Genomic DNA, 26,138 nt, shown 5'->3' on the forward strand with positions numbered 1-26,138 from the left:
GCGGCATGGCTCCGGTGTCGTACCTCGCCCGGCCTGATCGGCGAACCTAGCCGCCCTCCTGACTCGCCATGCCTTCCATCCACGCCTCGAACGCGGACACGGCCGCATCGTCGGCGCGATCGGCATTCGTCACCAGCATGTAGTCGTCCGCACGCCAGACGGGCGATGCGATGGGACACACGAGGCGCCCTTCGGCAAGATCGCGCCCGATCAGCGGCAGCGATGCCAGCGCCACGCCGAGCCCCTCGATCGCCGCGCCAAGCTGAAGATTCACATGATCGAATTCGACATGGCGCGCCGCTCGCAGATCGGGCGCGCCCGCTTCCTTCAACCAGTGCGACCACGCGGCACGCGTCGTGGCCGAATGCAGCAGCGTGTGATGACGCAGATCGGTCACGCTCTGTATCGGATGCCGGCGCAGCACGGCGGGATTGCAAGCCGGCACACGCGGGTCGGGCATCAACGGACGCGAGACGACGCCCGCGCCTTGCTCGGGACCGGAGCGAACGCCGATATCGAAAGCGTCGGCGACATAGCGCAGCTTGCGCGACGTCGTCGATACCCTGACGTCGATGTCGGGGTACCGCGAATGGAAATCGGCGAGCCGCGGCAGCAGCCAGCACAGCGCAAAGCTCATCGGCACATTCACCCGCACGACGCCCGATATCCGGTGCGCGAACGGGTTGTGGCGCAGCCGCACCACCGCGGTACCGAGGCGCTCGAACGCGTGGCTGACGTCGTTCAGCAACGCGGCTCCTTCGTCGGTCAGCACGACGCCACGCGGACGGCGGTCGAACAACGGCAGGCCGAACCAGTCTTCCAGCAACCTGATCTGTTTTCCGACGGCCCAGTGGGTGACGTGCAGTTCCGCCGCGGCCCCGGCGAAGCTGCCGTGCCGCGCGACCGCATCGAAAGCGCGCAGCGCATTGAGCGGAGGCAACTCGTCCCGGTGCTTCGAAGCACCTCGGCTTTCGTCCATGACGTGACTTTTTCTCTCTGTTGACGGGATTTTAGCTCAATTGAAATGGGTGGCGCCCCGGTCATAGAATTGACGCGTCGAGCCTGAAAACCATACCGCGAGCGCCTTTCATTCACCGCTCGTACGGAGAGAATGACAATGCGCTTGCCCGTTTTTTCCCCTCCCGTCGTGCGGGAAACTGCACCGTCGAGGCCGCGCGTGCTGTGGCTATCCTGCGTTGCGCACGCCATACACGATGGCTATACGGACATGATCTACGCGCTGCTACCCGTGTGGCAGTCAGAATTCGGGCTCGACTTTGCGGCCCTGGCTATCCTGCGCGGCGTCTATGCGGGCACGATGGCGACGCTGCAGTTGTCCGCGGGGCGTGTCGCGCAACGTCTGGGCAGCGGCGCGACGCTCGCAATCGGTACGCTGCTCGCCGCGCTCGGCTATGCGATCGCGGGCATGTCGGGTGGGCTGCTCGGGTTGGGCGTCGCGCTCGCGATCTCGGGCGGCGGCTCCAGCACGCAGCATCCGATCGCGTCGGGCGCCGTTTCCCGCGTCTACGGGCGCGACGCGAGAGGCCCGCTGAGCATCTACAACTTTTCCGGCGACCTGGGGAAATCCGCGCTGCCGGCCGCCATTTCGCTGCTCGTGACCATGATGCCGTGGCGTCATGCGCTATGGATCGTCGCCGGGCTGGGCTGCGTCGTGGCCGCCGGCATCGCGCTCTGGTTTCCCGCCGTGCCCCGCGCCGCCGCGCAGGCAACGGCAAAAGAGCAAACGTCCGCTCGACACAGTGGCACCGGCGGAAGCGGATTCTCCGCGCTGTTTTCCATCGGCGTGCTCGATACGGCCGTACGCATGGGACTCCTTACCTTCCTGCCTTTCCTGCTGAAGGCAAAGGGCGTTTCGCCGCAACTGCTGGGAACGGCGCTTGCACTCGTTTTCATTGGCGGCGCGGCCGGCAAATTCACGTGCGGCTGGCTCGGCGCGCGCATGGGGACGGTGAGGACGGTGCTGCTCACCGAGGGCGGTACGGCGGCGTGCATCGTCGCGGTGATATATCTTCCGTTGACGCTTACCATGGTGCTGCTGCCGATTCTGGGCATGATGCTCAACGGCACGTCGTCGGTACTGTACGGAACCGTCCCGGAGATGTCCGCACCCGAGCGCACCGAGCGCGCATTCGCGATTTTCTATACCGGGACGATCGCATCGGGCGCGATCTCGCCCGTTCTCTACGGTTTCCTGGGCGACAGGATCGGTGTGCACGGCGCCACGTATGCGACCGCGTTGACCGCGCTGGCGATCTTTCCGCTCGCGCTCGCACTGCGCCCGCATCTGACAGACCACTCACAGGATGAACGCCATGACGAAGCCTGACTACCCGAGCGTCGCCCTCGTCGGTCCCGGCGCAATCGGAACGACCGTCGCCGCCGCCCTTCATGAAGCCGGCCGCACGCCGGTGATCTGCGGCCGCTCGGCGCACGAGCAGTTGACGTTGCGCTTCGACGGCGGCGAGATCGTCGTGCCCGGGCCCGTGCTGACCGATCCGCAAGCCGTCCACGACCGGTTCGATCTCGTGTTCGTTGCGGTCAAGTCGACGCAGATCGCGAGCGCGGCACCGTGGGTCTCCGCGCTATGCGACGCGAATACCGTCGTCTGCGTGCTGCAAAACGGCGTCGAGCAGAAAGCCGCCTTCGCACCGTACGCGGCCGGCGCCACGATCGTGCCGTCGGTCGTCTGGTTTCCCGCGCAACGCGAATCGGGCACGTCGGTGTGGCTGCGGGGCAAGCCCCGGCTCACCCTGCCCGATACGCCGGCGAGCGACGTGGTGGTCTCGGCTTTGCGTGGCACGCGGTGCTCGCCCGAGGTGGCGGAGGATTTCATCTCGCTCGCGTGGCGAAAGCTGTTGCAGAACGCCGTGGCGGGGCTCATGGTACTGACCGGTCGCCGCGCCGGCATGTTCGCGCGAAGCGACATCACCGACCTGTCGCTCGCGTACTTGCGGGAATGTCTCGAGGTCGCGCGTGCGGAGGGTGCGAAGCTGGGCGATGAAGTGCCGCAGGAGATCGTCGACGGATTCCACGGCTTTCCGCCCGATTTGGGGACGTCGATTCTTGCCGACCGGCAGGGCAACCGTCCGCTCGAATGGGACTGCCGGAATGGCGTCATACAGCGATACGGACGAACGCACGGCATTCCGACGCCGATCAGCGATCTGGTCGTGCCGCTTCTCGCGGCCGCGAGCGATGGTCCGGGCTAACGGCGAGGCACGCTCCATCGAGCGCGATCCGCGTGAACCCGCGCTGGAGACGACGCCGGTGACGAACGCCACGGCGGCCCGTCAGTTCGCCGGTCGCGGCTCGCCGCGATGGATTGACTGTCGAGCTAGGGCAAGTAGGGTTTGAGGTTCGCCAGCGCGCGGGAAACATACTCGTCCTTCTCCCCGACCGGCGCGACGTAGTGCAGCGCGCCGCGCGCGGCGTCCTCACCTTCCAGCCGCGCAATGAGCCACGCGGCCAGATATTGAGAAGCAAAGCAGCCACCCGCCGTGGCGACGTTACCTTGAGCAAAGAACGGCTGATTCAGGACGTCGACGCCCGCCTCGATCACCCACGGTTTGGTCGTGAGATCGGTGCACGCCGGGATTTTGCCGAGCAAACCGAGCTTCGCCAGAACCAACGTGCCCGAGCATTGCGCGCCGATGAGCTGGCGCGCGGGGTCGAACTTCAACTGCGCCATCAGCGCCGCGTCGTTGACGATTTCCCGGGTTTGAATACCGCTCCCGATGATGACGGCATCGGCCGTGCAAGCATCCGCCAACGTCGACTGCGCATGCACGGTGACCCCGTTCATCGACGTGACGGCAGGCTCGGGGCAACAGAGGGTGACCCGCCAGCCGGGCTTCCTGATCCGATTGAGCACGCCGAGCGCAATGAGCGAGTCGAGCTCGTTGAAGCCCTGGAAGGTTACGATCGCGATGTGCATGGGATACCCTGTCTTCAGTCGGTGGACGCATCTTGCCAGATTGCCGTCACGAAGGGCCCTCCCTTACCGACAACTCAGTGTTACAGCCGGCAAAGCTGGCGATAACGTATGACGAAAGGGATTGCGCCGTACGACGCAATCGCCTTCGCCGCCCGCCCGGCGTGCGCCGAAGCGACATCCATGCCGGTCAAGATTTACCGATCGAACAATTAGTTACCGTTCGTTTCAAAGATACCCAAATAGTGAGCTGCGGCCCGGCTATTCTTCCGTCACCCACAATAACCATCCCATGGGGGTGACATATGAACAATATGATCAAGAGCGCCCTGTGCGCTGCCTTCGTACCATTCATTCTCGCCGGTTGCGGCGGCGGCGACGACGGTGGCGGCGCGCAAACCGGTACGCTGCACGTCGCAATGACGGATGCGCCATCGTGCGGCTTCGACCACGTGTACGTCACCGTCTCGCAAGTCCGCGTCAACGCCAACCCGAACGCCAATGATAACGACGCCGGCTGGTCGACCGTTTCCCTCGCGACGCCGCAGAAGATCGACCTGCTGTCGCTGACCAACGGCGTGCTCGCCGATCTCGGCCAGACCGCACTGCCAGCCGGCCAGTATCAGCAAGTCCGGCTGGTGCTCGCGCAGAACCAGGGCAACACCCTCGCCAACTCGGTCGTCCCGACGGGCGGCACGGAGCAGGCGCTCGCCACGCCGAGCGCGACCCAAAGCGGCTACAAGATCATCCAGCCGTTCACGGTCCAGCCCAACACGCTCGTCGATCTCGTGCTCGACTTCAACGCATGCAAGTCGATCGTCCAGCGCGGCAACGGCTCGTACGCACTGAAACCCGTCGTCACCGCGATCCCGACCGTCGTGAGCGGCGCGATCTCCGGTTACGTCGCATCCGCCGAAGCCGGCGCGACCGTCTATGCCGAGCAAGGCGGCAAGGTCGTCCGCGGCACGGTGGCCGACAGTTCCGGGAAGTTCGTGCTGTCGCCGCTGATCCAGAGCTCGACGCAGGGCAACTACGATGTCGTGATCGTGCAGAACAACTTCGCGTCGGGCATCGTCCGCTCGGTTCCGGTGGTCGTGAACACGACCACGGCGGTGTCGGCGTCGAGCGCACCGATCACGCTGCCGGCCTCGACGATGAGCACCGTCAGCGGTACGGTCACGGCCAGCGCGAACGCCTTCGTGCGCGCGCTGCAGACGATCGACGCGAACGCCTACGAGATCACGTCGATCAACGCGAACATGGACACCGGCGCCTATGCGCTGTCCGTGCCCGCGGCTGCACCGATCGTCGGCACTTACTCGGGCTCGCTGCCGGTCGCGCTGGCCGCAGCGCCGGTCGCCGCGGGCCAATATACGATCGAGGCCGACGCGGCATCGGGCGCGACCCAGTCGGCGAACGTCAATGCAACGACCAGTCAGTCCAACGTCAACTTCAGTTTCTGACGCGCTGACCGCATCATCGAAAGGGCCGAACGGCCCTTTCCTATCAACGGGAGAACGAAGTGAAAAAAGGGGTAATCGCAGTGCTCGCAGCGGCGAGCATGGTCGGCGCGCTCGGCGGGTGCGTCGCCTATGTTCCGGGCCCACCGGTCGTGGTCGCGCCGCAAGGCGGGCCGGGGAACGGATTCTGTCCGCCGGGACAGGCCAAGAAAGGCAACTGTTGACGAAATGCCCGCGCATCGCGGGCATTTTTTCATCCGTCGACGGAGCCGGACGGTTCGACGAGTCCCCCCGTTCTCCGCGTCGTCACTCCGCCATCCTCGGCGGCCACGCATGGCCTTCGGCCTGACAATGCCTGCACCACGCATACAGCGCGTCGTACATGACGAGACCGTGCTCCAACATCGCGTGATCGTCGGCAAACATGTCCGACAGTCCGAGCGAAATCGCATAAAGGCCGCTCGACTGCGGCGTCAGGTCGAGCCGCGACGTATCCGCGCCGCGAATGATGCGGGCCATGTGCTGCAACGCCCGATCGTCAGCCAGACCATACTTGTCGAGAAACGCGTCGAAGCTGCATTGCTCGCCGACGTGCGTCAATTCCACCCCCGGAATGTCGTACGGGATCGCGCCGGTCTCGTCGGCGATCCGCAGCACGTCGCCCGGCGGGACATACAGAAATTCGGGCGTCTCGTCGATAAAACGGGCAATGAGCCAGGGGCACGCTACCCGGTCTATTTTCGGACGTTGTCGCGTAATCCATTGCATGGCGGCCTCCACGATCAGTGATGCAACAGCGGGTACACGATCAGGCCGATCACGGCGGCCCCGCCGACGACCACCGGCTCCGACAGCTTCTTGAACCTGACCAGCAGCACGATCGTCGCGAGCGCCATCAACGCGGTGGGCACGTCGACGATCGAACGCCGCGCCAGCACGATCACCGACCCGGTGATCGCGCCGACGGCGGCGGCCGTCACGCCGTCGACGAATGCCAGGATCGCCGGCAGCCTGCCGTACTTCTTGAAGTACGGCGCCGGCAACACCGTGAACAGATAGCACGGCAGAAACGTGCCGGCCGCCGCCACGCACGCGCCCGGCAGCCCCGCCACCAGATAGCCGATGAAGCCGACCGTGATGACCACCGGGCCCGGCGTGATCATCGCGACCGCCACGGCGTCGACGAACTGCTTCTCGTTGAGCCAATGGTGCTCGGTGACGACGCCACCATAGAGGAACGGCACGATGGCGAGCCCCGAGCCAAACACGAACGCGCCGGCCTTCGCAAAGAACACGGCGAGTTGCGCGAGCTGCGGCCAGTCGACGATACCGAGCCATGCGCCGGTGGCGGACACGGGCAACGCCACGGCGGCATTGACGCGCCGCTGGCGCAACCACCTCGGCGGCGCGCGCGTGAACCAGACGAGCAGGCCCGCCGCGAGAAACAGCCACGCCACTTCGGATTCGGTGATCACCGTCACGGCGACCAGCGCGAGGTAGATCGCCCAAAGGAGCTTGTCGCGACCGATGCTCTTCACGGTCAGCTTGCGCGCGCTGATCGCGATGATGCCGATCACCGCCGCGCCGACGCCATAGAACACCGACTGCATCCACGTCAGGCCGCCGAATCGCGTGTACGCATAGCCGAGCAGCACGACCATCAGAAACGACGGCAGCACGAACGCGATCCCGACCATCGTGGCGCCGACGATCCGGTAGTGCACGTAGCCGAGATAGATCGCCAGTTGCGCGGCAAGCGGGCCGGGGGCCAGCTGCGCGAGCGCCAGGCCTTCCTTGTAGTCCGCGTCCGCGATCCAGCGGCGCGTGTCCACGAGATCCCGATGCATGTAGCCGGCCAGCGCGACGGGCCCGCCGAAACCCGTCGCGCCGAGCCACGCGAAGTACAGGATCAGTTGCCACAGCGTATAGGCCGGACGGTCGCGATGTGTATTCATGTCGAGGCGGGCAGCGAGGTCAGGGTTTGCGGTTGCCGCGGAAATGCACGTACAACGAATCGAGTACCGCGCCGATCTCCATCAGCAACGCATCGTCGTCGGCCAGACGCTTGCGGGCGCCGGCGAGAATGGCCTCGAATCCGCCGGCTTCTGGCACTGTCGCGCCGCCCACGTCCAGCGCATGCACCATGGCCCCCAGCCGGACGAGTCCGTCGTCGTCGCCGAGCCCGAAGCTCGCGACCAGGACCTCGAACGACACGCGATCGCCCACGTGCGTGAACGGAGCGCCGTCGAAATCGAAGCCGAGCGCATCAGCCGGACAATCGGCGAGGTTGTCCAGCCACACGAAACGCGCATGCGGATCGATGAAACGCCGAATCAGCCACGCGCTGGCAACGCGATCGACCCACAGGTGACGGCGCGTCGCCCACAGCCTGCCCTGATACTGCGCGGGGTCGCGACGGGGAATGCCGCGTTGAGCGGCATGCGGCTCGCCGGGAGAGCGCCGCGCTTCGATCGCGGCGGTGAAATCCCGCCATTGCGCGTGCGCGCGCAGCGACGTTTCACCGGGAAAGAAATCGATGCTTCGAATGGCCTCGTACGTGCGCGCGTGGCGGCGTTGCAGGCGATTGAGATCGGCTGCCGTCAGGTCGGGCAGCGTCTTGCGGGCCTCCGAAAGCTCGGCCAGCCAGTCTGCGTAATCGCCCGCGCGATCGAACAGCGACTTGTACGCTGCTTCGTCCGCGGGATCGTCCGCACGGACATCCAGCAGCCACGCGTGGCCGTCGCCGTTACGTGCGTCGTCGGCCAGCTCGCGCAACTGCGCCGCCTGCTCGGCATGCGCCGGCAACAGGTAGGCACCGTCGCGCAACGCGCCGCAGCCGAGCGCCTTGACGGTACGCCAGATGCGCATGCGGGCAGTCGCGCCGGAGGTCGGCAGACTGACGATCAACAGGAGCCAGGGCGTCGGGGCGGGATTCATGACGGCAGCATAATGGGCCGTCACGAGCACTGCAATTCAGTAGATATCGCTACAACGTTTCGGCGGCAGGCCGCTCCACTCGACGCGTGGAGCGCGCGCTCCACCTGACGGCCGGATCGCCTCGTCGCCGGACCGACGCCGCGGGACATCGCTACGATATCCTGCGAATCGAGCGGTTCAACGCATAAACTGAAAGCACGACACGGCGAATTCCCGTCGCGCCATCGCGCCCTTTCGCCGATACCGTTCCGAATGCAGCCGGACGGCAAACGCAGGCCCACACATGAAACCGCGCCAATGACAATCGATCCCGGCTCCATTCCTTACTATCTCGTCCTTCGGGCCGGTTGGCCACCCTATGTGTTGAACGCGGATCGTCAAGTGCTGCGCCGCCAGGCGAGCCCGCTCTTGCTGGCATTCGCGCGCACGCGCGGCGCGATCGCCCATGTCGACGACAGCGCGTGGAACGTCTTCTCCGACAGCGAGGGGCTCACGGTGGTCGAACGTCGCGAGACCGGGTTCTTTTCGCTGGTCGCGGGAAACGAGACTGAACGTCAGTTGCAGTTGCTGACGACGCTCTGACGCCGGCGCCGCGCGTGCCGCCGTGCCTGCGCCGCCTGGAATAAATCGACCGCTCGGCAGACGATGCGCGTATGATGGGTCCATCCGCGCGATCAGCCGTCCTTTGACCGTTCGCCCCTCCACCCACCCGCTTGCTGCATCGCCCCTCCTTCGCGCTGCAACGTTGTCCCCTTCACCCATCGGCCCCCCATAACGGGAATACTGGCCGGATGTGTTCGCCCATGCGACTCGTCGTGGCCGAACGCCAGGAGTTCGTCATGAGCATGCACGTCTATCGTGGATTCGAGATTTATCCACTCATTTATCCTCACGTGCCGGCGCTGAACGGCTGCCCGCACAACTACGACGCCGGATTCGACGCGGCGGTCAAGATTTGCCTGCGCGGCACCACCGATACGCTGACGCAGAGCCAGACCTTCAGATTGGGCGACGCATCGCCATTCGACAACGCCGGCGACGCGCGTCGAGCGTCGGTGCGCTATGCCGAGAACATCATCGACGACAATCGCGGCAAACAGGGATTCTTCGCCAGCGCGTGCTGACGCGGCTCGTCAATGCATACACCTTTTCGGTACTTTGGAGGTCGAAATGATCATCGACGAACTGCTCGGCTTGATCAGCCGGCGTGAAGTCACCCGGATCGACACCGCCGTGCCGGCCGGAATCGCCGATTCGGCGATGTGCCATCAACCCGAGCTGCACATGTTCATGGCGGTCCGTGCGCTATCGATCGGCGCAGGCTATTCGGAATTCGAATCCGACGAGATAGCCAGCGCCGTCATGACACGGCTCGGCTAGCTTTCCGTTCCCACCTCTTTCCAGACAGGATCTACATGACGACAATCACGCCGAAGCTGAACGAACCGATCGATGTCACGCTGCGGCGATTCCGGCGCGACATCGAGAAAATCGGGCTGATTCGCGAGCTGCGCAGCCGCACGAGCTACGAGAAGCCGACGACGGAGCGCAAGCGGAAAAAAGCCAGCGCCGTTGCCCGACAGCGCTTGCAGGCGAAGCGCCTGTTGCCGCCCCGAAAAATGTACTAGGCGTACATCGTGTACGACATGCCGGCCGAGGCGCCACCGTTCTTCCCGCTGACCAAATGCGAAGTCGATTTCGATCGGGAGAACGACATGGTGACACTGCTGCCGAGCTTCTATGCCTTCGGGTGCGAGTACACCAGCCGCGGGTTGCTGATCGGGCGCAGCGATGCACTCAAACTGATTGCCGCGATCGAGAAGGCGCTCAGCATTCAGGGGTGAGCCGACAGCGGCGCGGCAGCCCGCTCGTCGGATTGCCGCCGTCGATGTCCTGCATCGTCAGCCAGTCGTCGCGCGCGAGAATCCCCAGCCCGATACGCGCCGCCGACAGAAGCGCCTCGTTGTCGTTGCCGATCATGCTGCCGCGCGCCTTGATCGCATGTGGCTGGCCGTCCAGCGTCAGCTTCCGCTCCGGACACGTGTGCAGCCCCGTGACAGGGATGCAGCGGCCGCCCATGAAGGCCGCGTGCCGACTCAACGTCTCGTCGTCTCCACCCAGGCACGCCCGCAACACGCGGTCTACGACGTCCGGTGATAAGCTCGGCATCGACGCGCTGTCGCGCATCCCGTCACCCGACCGACCCCACGCCTCCCGCGAGTCCGCCCATGCCCATCGCTCCTGCTGTCGTCGCCGCCTTCACCCCCACCGGCAAGCTCCGCGCCTCGATCAACCTCGGCAATCCGATCCTCGCGAACCGCGACCCGGCAACGGGCGAACCGTTCGGCGTATCGATCGACCTCGCCCGTGCATTCGCCGAGCGCCTGTCGGCCGAGCTCGAACTCGTGGTGTTCGACACGGCCGGCAAATCGGTGCAGGCGCTGACCGACGAGCGCGCCGATTTCGGCTTCTTCGCGGTCGATCCGCTGCGCGGCGAAACGGTCGCGTTCACCGCGCCGTACGTACTGATCGAAGGCTTCTATCTCGTGCCGGACGCATCGCCGATCCGCACCAACGCGGACGTCGACCAGCCACACAACCGCGTGGCCGTCGGCAAGGGCAGCGCGTACGACCTGTTCCTCACCCGCGAACTGAAGGCCGCGCAGATCGTGCGCGCGCCGACGTCGCAGGCCGTCGTGCCGACGTTCGTCGAGCAGCAGCTGGAAGTGGCGGCCGGCGTGAAGCAGCAGCTCGAAACCGACGCCGCGAAAACGCCCGGCCTGCGCCTGCTCGACGAGCGCTTCATGGTGATCCGGCAGGCGATGGGCGTGCCGAAGAGTCGCGGCGACGCGGCCGCGGCGGCACTGAGCGCCTTCGTCGAGGAAATGAAGGCGTCGGGCTTCGTCGCCGATTCGCTGCGCCGGCACCGCATCACGGGCGCATCGGTCGCGCCGGCGGGCTGATCGAGAATCGCGGGCCGTCACGCCGAATGCGTCCGTTCGCTGGCCGCCGGGATCGTCCGGCTCGCGGCGCAAGCGGGCGATTTCAGCACGCGCCTGCCCGATCCCAGCGCGCGTGACGCGTGCAACATCGCGGCAACGCAGCATCGCTCGCCGATCAGCGCCGGACGGGCGCACATGGCGCGGCGGCGCAGGTCATGCCGATCCGGCGGCCGCCGAACAAGCGATGTGCTGCTCCGCAACAAACCGGTAGCCGGTTGCGCCGGCTTCGGGCACGAAGCGCCACCGGCGCCATCGCCGTCGCCCGATCGGCCGTGACCCGGCGCTAGCGCAAACCCGAACCCGGTTGCACTGTTCATCGCGATTCTGGTCCTGTATCGTCGTCCCATCCCCGATTGCGAAAACCGCTGCATGGGAGGCTTACGATGCGAAAAAAGAATGCTGCAGCCGTCTGGATCCTGATCGCGATGGTGGCAGGCATCGCGATCGGCTACATGGTCTTCACGAGCTTTCCGGACAAGAAGGCCGCCGCCGAAATCGCCGGGTACATCTCGCTCGTCTCCGACGTGTTCCTGCGGCTGATCAAGATGGTGATCGGGCCGCTCGTCTTCTCCACGCTGGTGGTCGGCATCGCGCACATGGGCGACGCGGCCTCGGTCGGACGCGTGTTCGCGAAAGCGTTCGGCTGGTTCGTCACCGCATCGCTGGTCTCGCTGCTGCTCGGACTGCTGATGGCGAACCTGCTGCGGCCCGGCGACAATCTCGGCTTGCCGCTGCCGGACATCGGCGCCTCGGCGAACCTCGCGACGTCCAAGTTCACGTTGAAGGATTTCGTCGGCCACATGGTGCCGAAGTCGTTCGCCGAGGCGATGGCGAACAACGAAATCCTGCAGATCGTCGTGTTCTCGATGTTCTTCGGCGTCGCGCTCGCCGCGCTCGGCGAGCGCGGCAAGATCCTCATCGCCGCGATCGACCAGTTGTCGCACGTGATGCTCAAGATCACCGGCTACGTGATGAAGCTCGCGCCGCTCGCGGTGATGGCCGCGATGGCCGCGACCGTCGCGGTCAACGGGCTGTCGGTGCTGCTGAAGTTCGCGGTGTTCATGGGCGACTTCTACGTCAGCCTGTTCCTGCTCTGGGCATTGCTCGTGTGTGCCGGGCTGTTGTTCCTCGGCCGTCGCGTATTCAAGCTGCTGGTGCTGATCAAGGAAGCGTTCATGCTGTCGTTCGCGACGGCCAGTTCCGAAGCCGCGTACCCGAAGATCCTCGACGCGCTCGACCGTTTCGGCGTGAAGCGCAAGATTTCGAGCTTCGTGATGCCGATGGGCTACTCGTTCAACCTCGACGGCTCGATGATGTACTGCACGTTCGCGTCGCTGTTCATCGCACAGGCGTACAACATCCACCTGTCGCTCGGCACGCAGATCACGATGCTGCTGGTGCTGATGCTCACGTCGAAGGGGATGGCCGGCGTGCCGCGCGCGTCGCTCGTCGTGATCGCGGCCACGCTGCACCAGTTCGGGCTGCCGGAGGCCGGGCTGCTGCTGATTCTCGGCGTCGACACGTTCCTCGACATGGGCCGCTCGGCCACCAATGCGGTCGGCAATTCGATCGCGAGCGCGGTGGTCGCGAAATGGGAAGGCCAGCTGCTGTCGGAAGCGGAAGCCGAAGCCAACGCGGCGCGCATCGAAGCGGAACTGGAAGCGACGATCGCCCATCCGACCGAAGTGTGACGGAGGTCCGGCGATGAAGATGCAGCGATTCTGGCGTGCGCTCGCGCTCGCGGGCCTGCTTGCCGCGGGCGCGACCGCGCACGCGGAAGATGCACCCTCGACGCCGCCGCGCGTCGAGCCGTTCGCGCCGGCCCAATTGACCGGCACGCTCGCGAAGGTGCGCGGCAGCGGCACGATCTCGCTCGGCTATCGCGACGCGTCGATACCGTTCTCGTACCTGAACGCGCGCAACCAGCCGATCGGCTATTCGATCGAGCTGTGCAAGGCGCTCGTGTCGTCGATCGAGGATGCGATCAACCAGAGCCTGACGATCCGCTGGGTGCCGGTCACGTCCGACAACCGCATCGACGCGGTGGTCAGCGGGAAGGTCGATCTGGAATGCGGCTCCACGACCAGCAACCTCGAGCGCCAGAAGCGCGTGGCGTTCTCGCCGATCTTCTTCGTGGCCGGCACGAAGGTGATGGTGAAACGCGGCGCGCCGATCCGCTCGTTCCGCGATCTCGCGGGCAAGAAAGTCGCGGTGACGGCCGGTACGACCAACGAGAAGGCGCTGCGCGACCTGAACGAGCGGTTCAGGCTCGGGATCCAGCTACAGGTGGTGCCCGATCATGCGCAGGGCTTCGCGCTCGTCGCGAACGGCAGCGCCGACGCGTTCGCGACGGACGACGTGCTGCTGTACGGCCTGATCGCCGAGAATGCGGGCAAGGGCGGCCAGTACGACGTGGTGGGCGATTTTCTGTCCTACGACCCGTACGGCATCATGTTCCGCAAGGACGATCCGCAGCTCGCGCAGGTCGTGAAAAGCACGTTCCAGGAACTGGCCGCCGACGGCGAGATCGCACGTCAGTACAAGCGCTGGTTTCTGCGCCCGCTTCCGTCGGGCTTGAGTCTCAACCTGCCGATGAGCCCGCAACTGGAGACCATCATCGAGGCGATCGGCGTCAACGAGAATTGAGCGCGGCGCCATCGTCGACATGAACTGACGAAACGAGAACGGCCCCGATGCCTCGCCAGGCACCGGGGCCGCTCGCCGGATGCAACGCGGTCAGCCGACCCGCGCCGCACCCTGCTGCACCGCTTCGGCGCCTTCGCTGGCCGTTCGCGCCAGCACCGGCTTCAGCGCCTGCCCGGTATGGCTCGCGCTCACCTTCGCGAGCGCTTCCGGCGGCGCCGCCGCGACGATCGTGCCGCCGCCCACGCCGCCTTCCGGGCCGAGATCAATGATCCAGTCGGCTTCCGCGATCACGTCGAGGTCGTGCTCGATCACGACGACGCTATGCCCCGCATCGACCAGCCGGTGCAGCACGCGAATCAGCTTCGCGACGTCGGCCATGTGCAGGCCGACCGTCGGCTCGTCGAGCACGTACAGCGTGTGCGGCGCCTTCTGGCCGCGGCGCGTGATGTCGTCGCGCACCTTCGTCAGCTCGGTGACGAGCTTGATGCGCTGCGCCTCGCCGCCGGACAGCGTCGGCGACGGCTGGCCGAGCGTCAGGTAGCCGAGCCCGACATCCTTCATCAGTTGCAGCGGATGTGCGATGTTCGAGATCGGCGCGAAAAACGCCACCGCCTCGTCGATCTCCATCGTCAGCACGTCGCCGATGTTCCGGCCGCGCCACGTGACCGCGAGCGTTTCCGGATTGAAACGCTGTCCGTGGCACACGTCGCACGACACCTTCACGTCGGGCAGGAAGCTCATGCCGATCGTGCGCACGCCTTGCCCTTCGCACGCGGGGCAGCGCCCGTCTCCGGTGTTGAACGAGAAACGCGACGCGGTATAGCCGCGGGCGCGCGCTTCGAGCGTATCGGCGAACAGCTTGCGGATCGTGTCCCACACGCCGATATAGGTCGCCGGGCACGAACGCGGCGTCTTGCCGATCGGCGTCTGATCGACTTCGAGCACACGGTCGATCTGCTCCCAGCCGCTCAGCGACTCGCAGCCCTGCCACGCATGCGTGACGTTCAGCGACGGCCGCGGTGCGCTGCGCGCGAGCACGCTCGAGCGGCGGTTGGCAGCCGGCGCGTCCTGCTGCGCGGCCTTGCGCGCACGCCGCGTGGCGGGCGACGACAGCACCGAGCGGCCGACCGCGTCGAGCAGGTTCGTCATCAGTACGTCGCGCGCGAGCGTCGACTTGCCCGAGCCGCTGACGCCCGTCACCGCGACGAGCCGCGCGAGCGGAATGCCGACCGTCACGTCGCGCAGGTTGTGCAGCTTGGCGCCATGCACGGTCAGCCACGCTTCCGGCACGGCTTCACCGCCCTTCTTGCCCGGCAGGCTCACGCTGCGGCGCGGCTGCAACGGGTGCAGCATCGGCTGCGCGAGCAGACGTCCCGTCACCGAATCCGGCTGCGCGGCGAGATCGGCGACCGCGCCTTGCGCGACCAGCGTGCCGCCGCGCTTGCCGGCGCCCGGGCCGACGTCGATGATGTGATCCGCGCGGCGGATCGTGTCCTCGTCATGCTCGACGACGACCAGCGTATTGCCCTTGTCGCCGAGCTTGCGCAATGCGTCGAGCAGGATCTGGTTGTCGCGCGGATGCAGGCCGATCGTCGGCTCGTCGAGCACGTAGCACACGCCCTGCAGGTTGCTGCCGAGCTGCGCGGCCAGCCGGATCCGCTGCGCTTCGCCGCCCGACAGGCTCGGCGCCGCGCGGTCGAGGCTCAGGTAGCCGAGCCCGACTTCCTCGAGAAACGCGAGGCGGCTGCCGATCTCGCTGACGATGTCGCGCGCGATCTGCGCGTCGCGCCCGATGAGTTCGAGCGCGTCGATCCAGCGACGCGTGTCCGACACCGTCCACTGCGCGACCTCGACGATCGGATGCGCGTCGAACGTGACCGCGCGCGCGGACGGGTTCAGCCGCGTGCCGTGGCAATCCGGGCACGGCTCGTTGCCGACGCCTTCCGGCTCCTGCTCGTCCGACGGCAAGGTTTGCTCGCGGCCGCGATCGTCGCCGGCGAGCACCGTGTCGTCGTATGCGGCGCGCTGTTCGCGCGTGAGCGTGACGCCGGTGCCGACGCAGGTCGTGCACCAGCCGTGCTTGCTGTTGTACGAGAACATTCGCGGGTCGAGTTCCGGATAGCTCGTGCCGCACACCGGGCACGCGCGCTTGACCGACAGCACCTTGACCGCGCCGACCTGCGCGGTCGAACGATCGTTCTGCATCGCGTGGTGCAGCCCGTCGAGCGGCGCGAGCAGGTGCATCACGCCCTTGCCGAGCTCGAGCGTTTCGTCGAGCCTGCGCCGCAACTCGGCCTCGTTGTCCGGCGACACGACGATATCGGCCACCGGCAATTCGATCGTGTGCTCGCGGAAGCGGTCGAGCTTCGGCCACGGATCGACCGTGACGAATTCGCCGTCGACGCGCAGATGCGTGCTGCCGCGCGCCTTCGCCCACTTCGCGAGATCCGTATACACGCCCTTGCGGTTGACGACGAGCGGCGCGAGCAGCCCGACGTGTTCGCCGCGATGATCGCGCAGCAGTTGCGCGGCGATCGACTCGACGGATTGCGACGTGACCGGCGTGCCGTCGTGAATGCAGTGCTGCAGGCCGAGCTTCACGTACAGCAGCCGCAGGAAGTGCCACACCTCGGACGTGGTCGCGACCGTGCTCTTGCGGCCGCCGCGCGACAGCCGCTGCTCGATCGCGACGGTCGGCGGAATGCCGTACACCGCGTCGACCTCGGGGCGCCCGGCCGGCTGCACGATCGAGCGCGCATACGCGTTCAGCGATTCGAGGTAGCGACGCTGGCCTTCGTGGAACAGGATGTCGAACGCGAGCGTCGACTTGCCGGACCCCGACACGCCGGTGATCACGTTGAACTTGCCGTGCGGGATGTCGACGTCGAGCGACTTCAGGTTGTGTTCGCGTGCATTGACGATGCGCACGACGTCCTCGCCTTCGATCGCACGGCGCGCGCGCGCCGCGTTCAGCACGGCCTGCAGCGGCACGCCTTCGTCGGCGCGCCCTGCTTCGCCGTCCATCTCGCGGTCATACTGCAGCAGCGCCACGCCGGTATGCGATTCGGCGCACGCCTTCACGTCGTCGGGCGTGCCCGCGCACAGCACGAGACCGCCGCCGTCACCGCCTTCCGGGCCGAGATCGATCAGCCAGTCGGCCGCGCGGATCACGTCGAGGTTGTGCTCGATCACGATCAGCGAATGGCCGGCCGTGAGTAGCTTGCCGAACGCCTGCATCAGCTTCGCGATGTCGTCGAAGTGCAGCCCGGTGGTCGGCTCGTCGAACATGAACAACTTCGCGCGTGCGATGCGCGCCTCTTCCGTCGCGACCCGGCGCCCGTTGGCCGCCGCCGCCGACTCCGCAAGGAAGCCGGCGAGCTTCAGGCGCTGCGCTTCGCCGCCCGACAGCGTCGGCACCGGCTGGCCGAGCTTCACGTATTCGAGGCCGACGTCGACGATCGGCTGCAACACGCGCAGCACCTCGGCATCGGTCGCGAAGAACGCGGCTGCTTCACTGACGGTGAGATCGAGCACGTCGGCGATGTTCAGCGCGCGGCCGTCGCGCTCGATGCGCACTTCCAGAATCTCTGCACGATAGCGGCTGCCGTCGCAGTCCGGGCAGCGCAGGTAGACGTCGCTCAGGAACTGCATTTCGATATGTTCGAAGCCCGAGCCGCCGCAGGTCGGGCAACGGCCGTCGCCCGAGTTGAAGCTGAACGTGCCCGCGCCGTAGCCGCGCTGCAGCGCGAGCGGCGCCTTCGCGAACAGCTTGCGGATTTCGTCGAACGCGCCGACGTAGCTCGCCGGGTTCGAGCGCGTGGTCTTGCCGATCGGCGACTGGTCGACGAACACGACGTCGCCGACCTGGTCGGCGCCCGTGAGGCTGCGGTACGCGCCCGGCGATTCGGTCGCCTTGCCGTGGTGCCGCGCCATCGCCGGATACAGCACGTCCTGCAGCAGCGTGGATTTGCCGGAGCCGGACACGCCCGTCACGCATACGAGCCGCTGCAGCGGAATCTCGACCGTCACGTCGCGCAGGTTGTGCTCGGTCGCGCCCTCGAGCACGATGCGCGGCATGTTCGCGTCGACCGGGCGACGCGCCCAGTTCGACGCATGCGCGACCTGCTTGCGGCCGCCGAGATACTCGCCCGTCAGCGTGTGCGCCGAACGGATGTCGCCGGGCGTGCCGTCGTACACGATCGTGCCGCCGCGCTCGCCCGGGCCGGGCCCCATGTCGATCAATCGATCGGCCGCGAGCATCACCGACGGATCGTGCTCGACCACGACCAGCGTATTGCCCGCGTCGCGCAGCCGCTGCATCGCCTCGACGATCCGCGTGAGATCGCGCGGATGCAGCCCGATGCTCGGCTCGTCGAGCACGAACAGGGTTTTCGTGAGCGACGTGCCCAGCGCGGTCGTCAGGTTGATCCGCTGCACCTCGCCGCCCGACAGCGTGCGGCTTTGCCGGTCGAGCGTCAGGTAGCCGAGCCCGACGTCGCACAGGTATTTCAGGCGCGTGCGCACCTCGGCGAGCAGCAGCTTCAATGCATCGTCGAGCAGCGCGCTCGGCAGCACGATGTCGTCGAAGAAGCGCCGGATGCGCTCGATCGGCAACAGCATCAGGTCGTGCACCGTCAGGCCCGGCAGCGCTTCGAGCTGCGCGCGGCTCCAGTCGACGCCGCGCGGCATGAAGCGATCGGCCGGCGCGAGCACCGCGTCGGCGTTTTCCTTCGAGCCGAGCCGCCATTGCAGCGATTCCGTCTTCAGGCGCGCGCCGCCGCACACGTCGCACGGCGTGTAGCTGCGGTATTTCGACAGCAGCACGCGGATGTGCATCTTGTACGCTTTCGATTCGAGGTAGCCGAAGAAGCGCTTCACGCCGTACCACTGGCTCTGCCACTTGCCGTTCCAGTCGGGCGAGCCGTTGACGACCCAGTCGCGCTCGGCGTCCGTCAGCTCGGACCACGCCACGTCGCGCCGGATGCCGGCCTTCGCCGCGTAGCGCATCAGGTCGTCCTGGCACTCCTTCCACGCGGGCGTCTGCATCGGCTTGATCGCGCCGCCGCGCAGCGTCTTGCGCGCGTCGGGAATCACGAGGCCGAGATCGACGCCGATCACGCGGCCGAAGCCGCGGCACGTTTCGCACGCGCCGTACGCCGAATTGAACGAGAACAGCGCCGCTTGCGGCTCCGCGTAGCGCAAGTCGCTGTCGGGGTCGTGCAGCCCGGTGGAGAAACGCCAGATCACCGGCTCCGCCACCGCGTTTTCCGCTTCGGGCGCGAGCACATACACGTTCACGCGGCCACCGCCGCGCTTCAGCGACGCCTCGATCGCCTCGACCACGCGCACCTTGTCGGCCTGTTGCACGCGGAAGCGGTCGGCCACCACGTCGAGCAGCTTGCGCGGCCCGGTGGGCGACGCGACTTCGCGCTGCGCCTGCACGCGCGTGTAGCCGCTTGCCGACAGCCACTGCGCGATTTCCTCGTCGGACACCGCTTCCGGCAATTCGACCGGGAACGTGACGACGACGCGCGGATCGCCCGCCTGCGTGCGCGCGACGAGCTCCGCGTAGATCGTTTCTGGCGTGTCGTGCCGCACCTGCCGCGCGGTCTTGCGGTCGAACAGGTCGGCCGCGCGCGCGTAGAGCAGCTTCAGATGGTCGTTCAGCTCGGTCATCGTGCCGACGGTCGAGCGCGAACTGCGGACCGGGTTGGTCTGGTCGATCGCGATCGCGGGCGGCACGCCGTCGACGCGCTCGACCTGCGGGCGATCCATCCGGTCGAGGAACTGCCGCGCATACGCGCTGAAGGTTTCGACGTAGCGCCGCTGGCCTTCCGCGTACAGCGTGTCGAACACGAGACTCGACTTGCCGGAGCCCGACGGGCCCGTCACGACCGTCATTTCGCCGGTGCGCAGGTCGAGATCGAGGTTCTTGAGGTTGTGCTGACGTGCTCCGCGAATGCGGATCAGATTGCTGGATGACAATTTGCCTGCCCGTCTGAATGAGTTAGCCGGAATTCACGGTGCCGGAACGCTGCGGCGGATGCCCGCAGGCGCGGCGCACGGGCCGCAAGGGTTGGACCTGTGCGGCTCGAGTTCGACGGATACTATACTGTATATTCATACAGTTTTCCATTACCGCTACGACACAGCGAAATGGTCATGCGGTCGCACACGCCATTGTCTGTCCGCTGGCCCGAAACCGCACTTCTTTATCTGAAAGCACGCGCCGGGCAAGTAAAAAATTCTGGAAATAAAAGCGGTTCCGTCTCTTTTTACCTACGGCGAAAATCCTCCGACGAATTCACAAAATGTCACAATCGCATCCATTACCGATGATTTATATTGCCTAACCGTTTGTTCCAGACGGACCAAAAAGCAAACGTTTGCTTGCTCGCCGCCCGATGTTTTTCAGGTGTCGGCCGACAAGCCGATCACGTTAGTCGGGGTGCATGAATGCGCATACTGGTGGTAGAGGATGATCCCGTTCAGGCCGAGGAAGTCCAGAGCGCGCTGGCTCCGTACCGTCACACGATCAAGGTCGTCGTCGACGGCGAGCAGGCGTTGCGGTTCCTGCGATCCCAGTCCGTCGACGCGGTCGTGCTCGACTGGCACTTGCCCAGCATGACCGGAATCGAAGTGCTGAACTGGATCCGCACGCGCGCCGACGTCGAATACGGCGTGCTGTTCCTGACCAGCCGGGTCCAAGAGCTCGATGTCGTCAGAGCGCTGGAGGCCGGCGCCGACGATTACCTGACCAAGCCGTTTCGCGCGGAAGAACTCGCCGCACGCGTGAACGCGTTGCTGCGCCGCGTCGCGCGCAACGTGAAGCGCGACGAGCCGATCCGCGCAGGCGAGTACGTGCTCGATCCGGTGGAACGCGCGGTCCGGCTTCGCGACAGCAAGATCGAACTGACGACCAAGGAATTCCAGCTCGTCGCGTGCCTGTTTCAAAACCTTGGCAAGATCATGTCGCGAGAGCTGCTCGCAACGACGGCGTGGGGGCGCGAACTGGGCACGGAATCGCGTTCGCTCGATACGCATATCTACCGGATCCGGCAAAAGCTGAAGCTCGGCATCGAGAACGGCTTGCGACTGTCGGCGATCTATACGCTCGGCTATCGGCTGGATCAGATCAAGACGACGATCGACGTCCCGTGCGACACCCGGGTGCTGGTCGAAGATCAGGCTTGAGCAGGCGTCGCATATCGTAGACGGCGTTGCCTGCGGCACGGCGCAGTGCATCGGGTGCCGCGCCTTCAGGCGTTGCCGGAAAAATGCGCTCACATCCGGTGCACGGACGCCGTCATTTTCCGCTGTACTCGCGCGACAGAAAATTCGGAATCCTCTTTATTTGACTGAGGTGCGACGGCGATCGCCGCGCTTGCGAAGCGACGCGTCGAATGCGGTGCATTCGCTCGCGACGGACGGGCGTCGCGATCCATCGCGATGGAGGTGGGTCATCGCAGTTCCGTAGTTCACGCGAAGGTGACAAATGTTCACTTTTTGATTTTTCCGTCCTCTCCTAACATCTAGCCATCACAAGCTTCATTGAATTCAATACATTGTCACGAGAAATACAAATTCGAATTCTCCAATAAACAAATGTAGTGTTCCGTTTTAAAGATGACGTCACATCGGGATGCACGACACACAAGGATTCAGGCAACGCAGCGGGTTTATAAAGCAACGGCGATCCATCGCCAGATCGTGATTCACCCCTATAGAGATACAGTTATGCCCAATCTCACGAGACAATCCGTAGTTATCCAAAGTGAATCCTTTTGCATTGGATATCTCCCGAACGACGCAACGGCCTTCCGCGCCCGCGCGCGCCCAACTCGCACTCGAGTTCGATCCGCCTCATGTGCGCAGCTCGTCCGCGATGAGAATCCGGCTCGATCGGGAACGACGTTCGATTCCGCCGACGTGTTTCCAAGCCATGCCAATCAGCCAATGCTCGACCCGGCCAAGCCCGTGCCATGCGCTCATTTCACGGAATCATGTTTCCGTTTCCGCATCGGCATTTCGATATTTTTCATCTGATTTCGCATAACTCACTCTTTCACATGAATACAACAAATAAACCCGGCCACACGGAAAAATGATCCCCTCCAATCCCAATCGATCCCCGACGCCCTAATATCGATCTATTGATTTCCCGATCATCCGTGACTTTTATTTGACCATAAAAATTAGCATTACTACTGAATTTGTCCTGACAGAACGTGACCATTTCACATGGAGCATCAACATGAACAGAGTGCACAAGATCATATGGAGCAAGTCGCGCGGGACGCTTGTCGCCGTGTCGGAAGTCGATAGGGCCGGGGGAAAAGGAAAGCCGGGGGCGTCAGGTGCGATCGATCGACGCGGCAGAGCCACCGAAGGCGAAATCGCCGTCAAGCGGTGCGCGATGGCCGCGCCGTCGGCCGACCACCGGCAGCAACCGTCCATGCGAGCGGTGATCGCCGCTTCGATCGGCATCCTTGCCGCAGGCATGCCGGTGCTCGGGTATGCACAGGCGGCGGGGTCCGTCACGGTGAACGGCTTCAACTGCGGCGCGGCTGCCGCAACCACCAACGCAATTGCGGCCGGATGCTCCGCGAACGCCGCTGGACAGGGATCGATGGCACTCGGCTTCGCCGCTGGTGCAGGCGGCGGCAATGCTGTCGCCATCGGCGAACATTCGAACTCGAACGGTAATGCGTCAACCGCCCTCGGCGCGGCAACGACCGCGACATCCGACGGTGGCGTGGCGCTCGGGGTGCTGGCCGCAGCCACCGGATCGGGGAACTCGATCGCGATCGGCTCGAATTCCGCGGCGAGCGGGTTCAAGGCCATTGCGGTCGGCGCCGGCGCCATCGCGAGCGACACGGGTGCAAGCGCATTCGGGCAGGCCGCTACGGCGTCCGTCAGCAGCGCGACCGCCATCGGCGGCGACGCCACGGCCAGCGGTATCGGCGCAACGGTCATAGGGCACGCGTCGGTGGCGACCGGCACGAACGCGTCCGCCTTCGGCGCATCCGCATCCGCATCCGCAGAGAACGCGAGCGCAATAGGCGATTTCTCCGTGGCGTCCGGCATCGGCAGCACGGCGCTTGGTGCCGGCTCCCGCGCAAGCGCCGACAACGCGGTGGCTGCCGGATTGAACGCAGTCGCTTCAGGCACGTCGTCGATTTCCGTCGGCAATGCCTCGATCGCGTCGGGCAATTCCGCCACGACGCTCGGCGCCGGCGGCACCGCGTCGGGCGACCACTCGACCGCGCTGAGTACGATGTCGACGGCCGCAGGCGGCTATTCGATCGCCATGGGTTTCAAATCCATCACGGCCGGCACGGCCGACGCGGGCGTGGCGCTCGGTTCGGGCGCGTCGGTCAGCGGCGCATCCGGCGTCGCGATCGGCGTGAACAGCGGCGTGTCGGGCGTGAACGCGGTCGCGATCGGCCCGGGCGGGACAGCCGGTGTCCCTGGTTCGGGCACGCAGGCGACTGGCGACCAGTCGATTGCCCTCGGCTACAACGCGCTCGCCAGCGGCACCACTTCGCAGGCATTCGGCGGGCAGGCAACGGCCAGCGGCACCAGTTCGATTGCGGTCGGCAATACCGCGACGGCGTCCACGCTGTTCGGCATCGCCGTCGGCAACCTGGCAACCGCTGCCGGCATTTCCGGCGTTGCATTGGGCGCGGGCGCGACCGCGAGCGCCGACAACACCGTGGCACTCGGCGTGAATGCCGTTTCATCGGCATATGGCGGCGTCGCGATCGGCGTCAATTCCCAGGCGCTGGCCGGATCGACCGTCGCGTTCGGCGACACCAGCCAGGTCACTGCGGCCGCGGGCGCGGGTTCCATCGCCGGTGGTCACAACTCTCAGGTGACGAGCGGCACGGGCGCCGTCGCGCTCGGCGAAGGTCAGACCGCCAGCGGGAACGGCGCGGTGGCGATCGGCGATCCGAACACCGCCATCGGCAACGGCGCAGTGACGATGGGCGCCAACAACACCGCGAACGGCAACGGCGCGATCGCGCTGGGCAACACGAACGTCGCGACGGGCCAAGGGTCGGTCGCACTCGGCAACGCGTCGCAAGCCAACGTCGCGGGCGCGATCGCCATCGGCGACACGGCGACCGTCCAGGCCGCCGCAACGAGCGGCGTCGCGCTCGGCTCGGGCGCCAACGCGAGCGTCGCCAACAGCGTGGCGCTCGGTGCGAATTCGACGACCACCGCCGCCACCCCGACCCCCAACGCAGTGATCGGCGGCGTGACCTACAACTTCGCGGGCACGGCGCCCACGGGCGTCGTGAGCGTCGGCGCACCGGGCGCGGAACGCCAGGTCCAGAACGTCGCCGCAGGTCAACTGAGCGGCGCCAGCACCGATGCCGTCAACGGTTCGCAGCTGTTCGCGACCAACGAACAGGTGACCGCCAACACCACGGCGATATCGAACATCACGAACGGCGCAGGGATCAAGTACTTCCACGCGAACTCGACGCTGGCCGACAGCCAGGCCACGGGGACGGACAGCATCGCCGTCGGCCCGCAGGCAGCCGCGAGTGCGGCCGACAGCTTTGCCGTCGGCAACGGCGCGCAATCCACCGCGGCGAGCGCGATGGCGCTCGGTGCGCAGACGACCGCTTCCATCGCGGGCGCGGTCGCCATTGGCGCGGGTTCCATCGCGGACCGCGCCATCGCCGCCGGCAGCGGTACGATTCCGGCCGGCACCCACACGGTGCCGTTCAACACATCCGACGCGACGCTGCTCGGTGCGGTCTCGTTCGGCAGTGCTTCCGGCAACACGTACCGCCAACTGATCAACGTCGCCGACGGCACAAGTGCCCACGACGCCGTGACGGTCCGCCAACTGACCGGCGCACTGCAATCGTTCGCCGTGACGCCGACGATGTACTTCCACGCCAATTCGACCGCAGCCGATTCGCTCGCCGTCGGCGCCGAGTCGATCGCGGTCGGGCCGACCACCGTCGTCAATGGCGACAACGGTGTCGGCATCGGCAACGGCGCGATCGTTCAGCAGACGGCGCCCGGCGGCGTGGCAATCGGCCAGGCCGCGAATTCCGGGCAGGCCGATGCCATCGCACTCGGCAGCGGCGCGAATGCGACGGGGCCGCAGTCGATCGCGCAAGGGGCCAACGCCGTCTCGAGCGCATCGGGCGGCATCGCGCTCGGTTCGGGCGCGAACAGCAGCGCGGCCGATGCAATCGCATTGGGTGCCGGGGCAAGCGCGAACTTCGCGAACAGCATCGCGCTCGGCGCCGGTTCCGTCACGACGGTCGGCGCGCAGTCGAACTACATTGCGTACGGCCTGAGCAGCCCGCAATCGTCGGCCGGCGAGGTCAACATCGGGAACCGCAAGATCACCAGCGTGGCTGCCGGGTCGGCAGGCACCGATGCGGTCAACGTCAGCCAGCTCGAAGCCGTCAACCAGAGTCTGACAACCATGATCCAGAACCTCAGCAATACCAACGGCGGAACCGGCGGCTTCCCGTCGACGCCCGGCTCGTCGACGCCGCCCGCTTCGACCGGTTCGAACTCGTCGGCCGGCGGCAACGGCGCAGTCGCGTCCGGCTCGAACAGCACGGCCGTCGGCAACGGCTCGACCGCGTCGGGCGCGGGCTCGACGACGATCGGCGCCGGCTCGACGTCGTCCGGCAACAACTCGGTGGCGCTCGGCACGGGCAGCAACGACGGCGGACGCAACAACGTCGTGTCGATCGGCACGGCGACCTCGACGCGACAACTGACGAACGTCGCGGCCGGCACTGCCCCCACCGATGGCGTCAATGTCCAGCAGTTGAATGCCGCGGTCGGCAATGCAAACGCCTATACCGACGCGAAGATTCAGGGCCTGCGGCGAGACGCGGACGGGGGCACCGCCAGTGCGATGGCCGTCGCGGGTCTGCCGCAGCCGTCGGGACCGGGCAAGAGCATGGTCGCGATCGCCGGCAGCGTCTATCGAAGCCAGTCGGGCCAGGCAATCGGCATCTCGACGATCTCCGAAAACAATCACTGGATCTACAAGGCCGCCATCACGACCAATACGCGCAACGACTACGGCGCGGTGATCGGCGCGGGCTATCAGTGGTGATCGCCCGAACCTGACGTCCAACCGGAATGCACGACGAC

The 26,138-nt window shown here is 66.1% G+C and carries 20 protein-coding genes; 13 read left to right on the forward strand and 7 right to left on the reverse strand.

All coding sequences use genetic code 11. The features are described 5' to 3' along the window. Window positions 1-46 precede the first annotated feature (46 nt). Window positions 47-979, reverse strand: coding sequence for a LysR substrate-binding domain-containing protein (locus CFB49_RS34205; RefSeq protein ID WP_089493596.1), 933 nt, complete (start codon window positions 977-979; stop codon window positions 47-49). A gap of 138 nt (window positions 980-1,117) precedes the next feature. On the opposite strand from CFB49_RS34205, the gene CFB49_RS34210 reads away from it, so the two are divergent. After that, window positions 1,118-2,347: an MFS transporter gene (locus CFB49_RS34210; protein ID WP_069619884.1), complete on the forward strand. Its 1,230-nt coding sequence runs from the start codon at window positions 1,118-1,120 to the stop codon at window positions 2,345-2,347. Beyond that, on the forward strand, window positions 2,334-3,230 hold the full coding sequence (locus CFB49_RS34215) for an oxidoreductase (protein WP_069619883.1): 897 nt from the start codon (window positions 2,334-2,336) through the stop codon (window positions 3,228-3,230). The genes CFB49_RS34210 and CFB49_RS34215 overlap by 14 nt, the downstream gene beginning before the upstream one ends. A gap of 125 nt (window positions 3,231-3,355) precedes the next feature. Here the strand turns inward: CFB49_RS34215 and CFB49_RS34220 are convergent, their stop codons facing one another. After that, window positions 3,356-3,955 carry a DJ-1/PfpI family protein gene (locus CFB49_RS34220; protein WP_089493597.1) on the reverse strand — a complete coding sequence of 200 codons (600 nt, stop codon included), beginning with the start codon at window positions 3,953-3,955 and terminating at the stop codon, window positions 3,356-3,358. 302 nt (window positions 3,956-4,257) lie between these two features. Here CFB49_RS34220 and CFB49_RS34225 point away from each other — a divergent pair, with 302 nt between their 5' ends. After that, a complete protein-coding gene (locus CFB49_RS34225) occupies window positions 4,258-5,415 on the forward strand; it encodes a DUF4382 domain-containing protein (protein WP_089493598.1) in 1,158 nt (385 codons plus the stop codon). Window positions 5,416-5,718: 303 nt separating this feature from the next. Here the strand turns inward: CFB49_RS34225 and CFB49_RS34235 are convergent, their stop codons facing one another. Genes CFB49_RS34235 through CFB49_RS34245 form a run of 3 tightly spaced genes read right to left on the reverse strand, consistent with a single transcriptional unit; the run spans window position 5,719 to window position 8,349 of the window. Further along, on the reverse strand, window positions 5,719-6,180 hold the full coding sequence (locus CFB49_RS34235) for a chromate resistance protein ChrB domain-containing protein (RefSeq protein WP_069619880.1): 462 nt from the start codon (window positions 6,178-6,180) through the stop codon (window positions 5,719-5,721). Between the two features lie 14 nt (window positions 6,181-6,194). Continuing rightward, a complete protein-coding gene (locus CFB49_RS34240) occupies window positions 6,195-7,367 on the reverse strand; it encodes a chromate transporter (RefSeq protein WP_069619879.1) in 1,173 nt (390 codons plus the stop codon). A gap of 19 nt (window positions 7,368-7,386) precedes the next feature. Continuing rightward, complete coding sequence (locus tag CFB49_RS34245) at window positions 7,387-8,349, reverse strand: chromate resistance protein ChrB domain-containing protein (protein ID WP_089438183.1); 963 nt, start codon at window positions 8,347-8,349, stop codon at window positions 7,387-7,389. 297 nt (window positions 8,350-8,646) lie between these two features. On the opposite strand from CFB49_RS34245, the gene CFB49_RS34250 reads away from it, so the two are divergent. The 5 genes from CFB49_RS34250 to CFB49_RS34270 all read left to right on the forward strand — a co-directional run bounded on the left by CFB49_RS34250 (window position 8,647) and on the right by CFB49_RS34270 (window position 10,193). Beyond that, window positions 8,647-8,931, forward strand: a complete 285-nt coding sequence (locus CFB49_RS34250; RefSeq protein ID WP_050013512.1) for a hypothetical protein — start codon at window positions 8,647-8,649, stop codon at window positions 8,929-8,931. A 257-nt stretch (window positions 8,932-9,188) separates the two neighbouring features. Then, entirely contained in the window at window positions 9,189-9,473 is a 285-nt protein-coding gene (locus tag CFB49_RS34255; RefSeq protein ID WP_069620109.1) for a hypothetical protein, read from the forward strand. Window positions 9,474-9,519: 46 nt separating this feature from the next. After that, on the forward strand, window positions 9,520-9,729 hold the full coding sequence (locus CFB49_RS34260; RefSeq protein ID WP_069620108.1) for a hypothetical protein: 210 nt from the start codon (window positions 9,520-9,522) through the stop codon (window positions 9,727-9,729). A gap of 35 nt (window positions 9,730-9,764) precedes the next feature. After that, window positions 9,765-9,977 carry a 30S ribosomal protein S21 gene (rpsU, locus tag CFB49_RS34265; RefSeq protein ID WP_069619878.1) on the forward strand — a complete coding sequence of 71 codons (213 nt, stop codon included), beginning with the start codon at window positions 9,765-9,767 and terminating at the stop codon, window positions 9,975-9,977. A 9-nt stretch (window positions 9,978-9,986) separates the two neighbouring features. Next, entirely contained in the window at window positions 9,987-10,193 is a 207-nt protein-coding gene (locus CFB49_RS34270; protein ID WP_089493599.1) for a hypothetical protein, read from the forward strand. Here the strand turns inward: CFB49_RS34270 and CFB49_RS34275 are convergent. Continuing rightward, window positions 10,177-10,536: a hypothetical protein gene (locus tag CFB49_RS34275; RefSeq protein ID WP_143329358.1), complete on the reverse strand. Its 360-nt coding sequence runs from the start codon at window positions 10,534-10,536 to the stop codon at window positions 10,177-10,179. The two genes, CFB49_RS34270 and CFB49_RS34275, sit on opposite strands and share 17 nt — an antisense overlap. A gap of 41 nt (window positions 10,537-10,577) precedes the next feature. Between CFB49_RS34275 and CFB49_RS34280 the strand changes: the two genes are divergently transcribed. The 3 genes from CFB49_RS34280 (at window position 10,578) to CFB49_RS34295 (ending at window position 13,997) form a co-directional block, all read left to right on the forward strand. Next, entirely contained in the window at window positions 10,578-11,312 is a 735-nt protein-coding gene (locus tag CFB49_RS34280) for an ABC transporter substrate-binding protein (RefSeq protein ID WP_089493601.1), read from the forward strand. Between the two features lie 422 nt (window positions 11,313-11,734). Next, on the forward strand, window positions 11,735-13,042 hold the full coding sequence (locus CFB49_RS34290) for a dicarboxylate/amino acid:cation symporter (protein ID WP_089438002.1): 1,308 nt from the start codon (window positions 11,735-11,737) through the stop codon (window positions 13,040-13,042). A 13-nt stretch (window positions 13,043-13,055) separates the two neighbouring features. Beyond that, window positions 13,056-13,997, forward strand: coding sequence for an amino acid ABC transporter substrate-binding protein (locus CFB49_RS34295; protein WP_089493602.1), 942 nt, complete (start codon window positions 13,056-13,058; stop codon window positions 13,995-13,997). Window positions 13,998-14,087: 90 nt separating this feature from the next. Here CFB49_RS34295 and uvrA read toward each other — a convergent pair whose 3' ends face one another. Next, complete coding sequence (uvrA, locus tag CFB49_RS34300; protein WP_089493603.1) at window positions 14,088-19,982, reverse strand: excinuclease ABC subunit UvrA; 5,895 nt, start codon at window positions 19,980-19,982, stop codon at window positions 14,088-14,090. Between the two features lie 471 nt (window positions 19,983-20,453). Here uvrA and CFB49_RS34305 point away from each other — a divergent pair, with 471 nt between their 5' ends. Then, a complete protein-coding gene (locus tag CFB49_RS34305; RefSeq protein ID WP_089493604.1) occupies window positions 20,454-21,191 on the forward strand; it encodes a response regulator transcription factor in 738 nt (245 codons plus the stop codon). Between the two features lie 1,060 nt (window positions 21,192-22,251). After that, entirely contained in the window at window positions 22,252-26,100 is a 3,849-nt protein-coding gene (locus CFB49_RS34310) for a YadA-like family protein (protein ID WP_089493605.1), read from the forward strand. Window positions 26,101-26,138 lie beyond the last annotated feature (38 nt).

It is taken from the genome of Burkholderia sp. AU17457 (assembly GCF_002223255.1).
GTDB classification, from domain to species: Bacteria; Pseudomonadota; Gammaproteobacteria; order Burkholderiales; family Burkholderiaceae; genus Burkholderia; species Burkholderia sola.

Bases quoted from the DNA above. Each gene is read 5' to 3' on its own strand.
- CFB49_RS34205 (WP_089493596.1), bottom strand. From the start codon at position 979: ATGGACGAAAGCCGAGGTGCTTCGAAGCACCGGGACGAGTTGCCTCCG.
- CFB49_RS34210 (WP_069619884.1), top strand. From the start codon at position 1,118: ATGCGCTTGCCCGTTTTTTCCCCTCCCGTCGTGCGGGAAACTGCACCG.
- CFB49_RS34215 (WP_069619883.1), top strand. From the start codon at position 2,334: ATGACGAAGCCTGACTACCCGAGCGTCGCCCTCGTCGGTCCCGGCGCA.
- CFB49_RS34220 (WP_089493597.1), bottom strand. From the start codon at position 3,955: ATGCACATCGCGATCGTAACCTTCCAGGGCTTCAACGAGCTCGACTCG.
- CFB49_RS34225 (WP_089493598.1), top strand. From the start codon at position 4,258: ATGAACAATATGATCAAGAGCGCCCTGTGCGCTGCCTTCGTACCATTC.
- CFB49_RS34235 (WP_069619880.1), bottom strand. From the start codon at position 6,180: ATGCAATGGATTACGCGACAACGTCCGAAAATAGACCGGGTAGCGTGC.
- CFB49_RS34240 (WP_069619879.1), bottom strand. From the start codon at position 7,367: ATGAATACACATCGCGACCGTCCGGCCTATACGCTGTGGCAACTGATC.
- CFB49_RS34245 (WP_089438183.1), bottom strand. From the start codon at position 8,349: ATGAATCCCGCCCCGACGCCCTGGCTCCTGTTGATCGTCAGTCTGCCG.
- CFB49_RS34250 (WP_050013512.1), top strand. From the start codon at position 8,647: ATGACAATCGATCCCGGCTCCATTCCTTACTATCTCGTCCTTCGGGCC.
- CFB49_RS34255 (WP_069620109.1), top strand. From the start codon at position 9,189: ATGAGCATGCACGTCTATCGTGGATTCGAGATTTATCCACTCATTTAT.
- CFB49_RS34260 (WP_069620108.1), top strand. From the start codon at position 9,520: ATGATCATCGACGAACTGCTCGGCTTGATCAGCCGGCGTGAAGTCACC.
- rpsU (WP_069619878.1), top strand. From the start codon at position 9,765: ATGACGACAATCACGCCGAAGCTGAACGAACCGATCGATGTCACGCTG.
- CFB49_RS34275 (WP_143329358.1), bottom strand. From the start codon at position 10,536: ATGCGCGACAGCGCGTCGATGCCGAGCTTATCACCGGACGTCGTAGAC.
- CFB49_RS34280 (WP_089493601.1), top strand. From the start codon at position 10,578: ATGCCCATCGCTCCTGCTGTCGTCGCCGCCTTCACCCCCACCGGCAAG.
- CFB49_RS34290 (WP_089438002.1), top strand. From the start codon at position 11,735: ATGCGAAAAAAGAATGCTGCAGCCGTCTGGATCCTGATCGCGATGGTG.
- CFB49_RS34295 (WP_089493602.1), top strand. From the start codon at position 13,056: ATGAAGATGCAGCGATTCTGGCGTGCGCTCGCGCTCGCGGGCCTGCTT.
- CFB49_RS34305 (WP_089493604.1), top strand. From the start codon at position 20,454: ATGCGCATACTGGTGGTAGAGGATGATCCCGTTCAGGCCGAGGAAGTC.
- CFB49_RS34310 (WP_089493605.1), top strand. From the start codon at position 22,252: ATGAACAGAGTGCACAAGATCATATGGAGCAAGTCGCGCGGGACGCTT.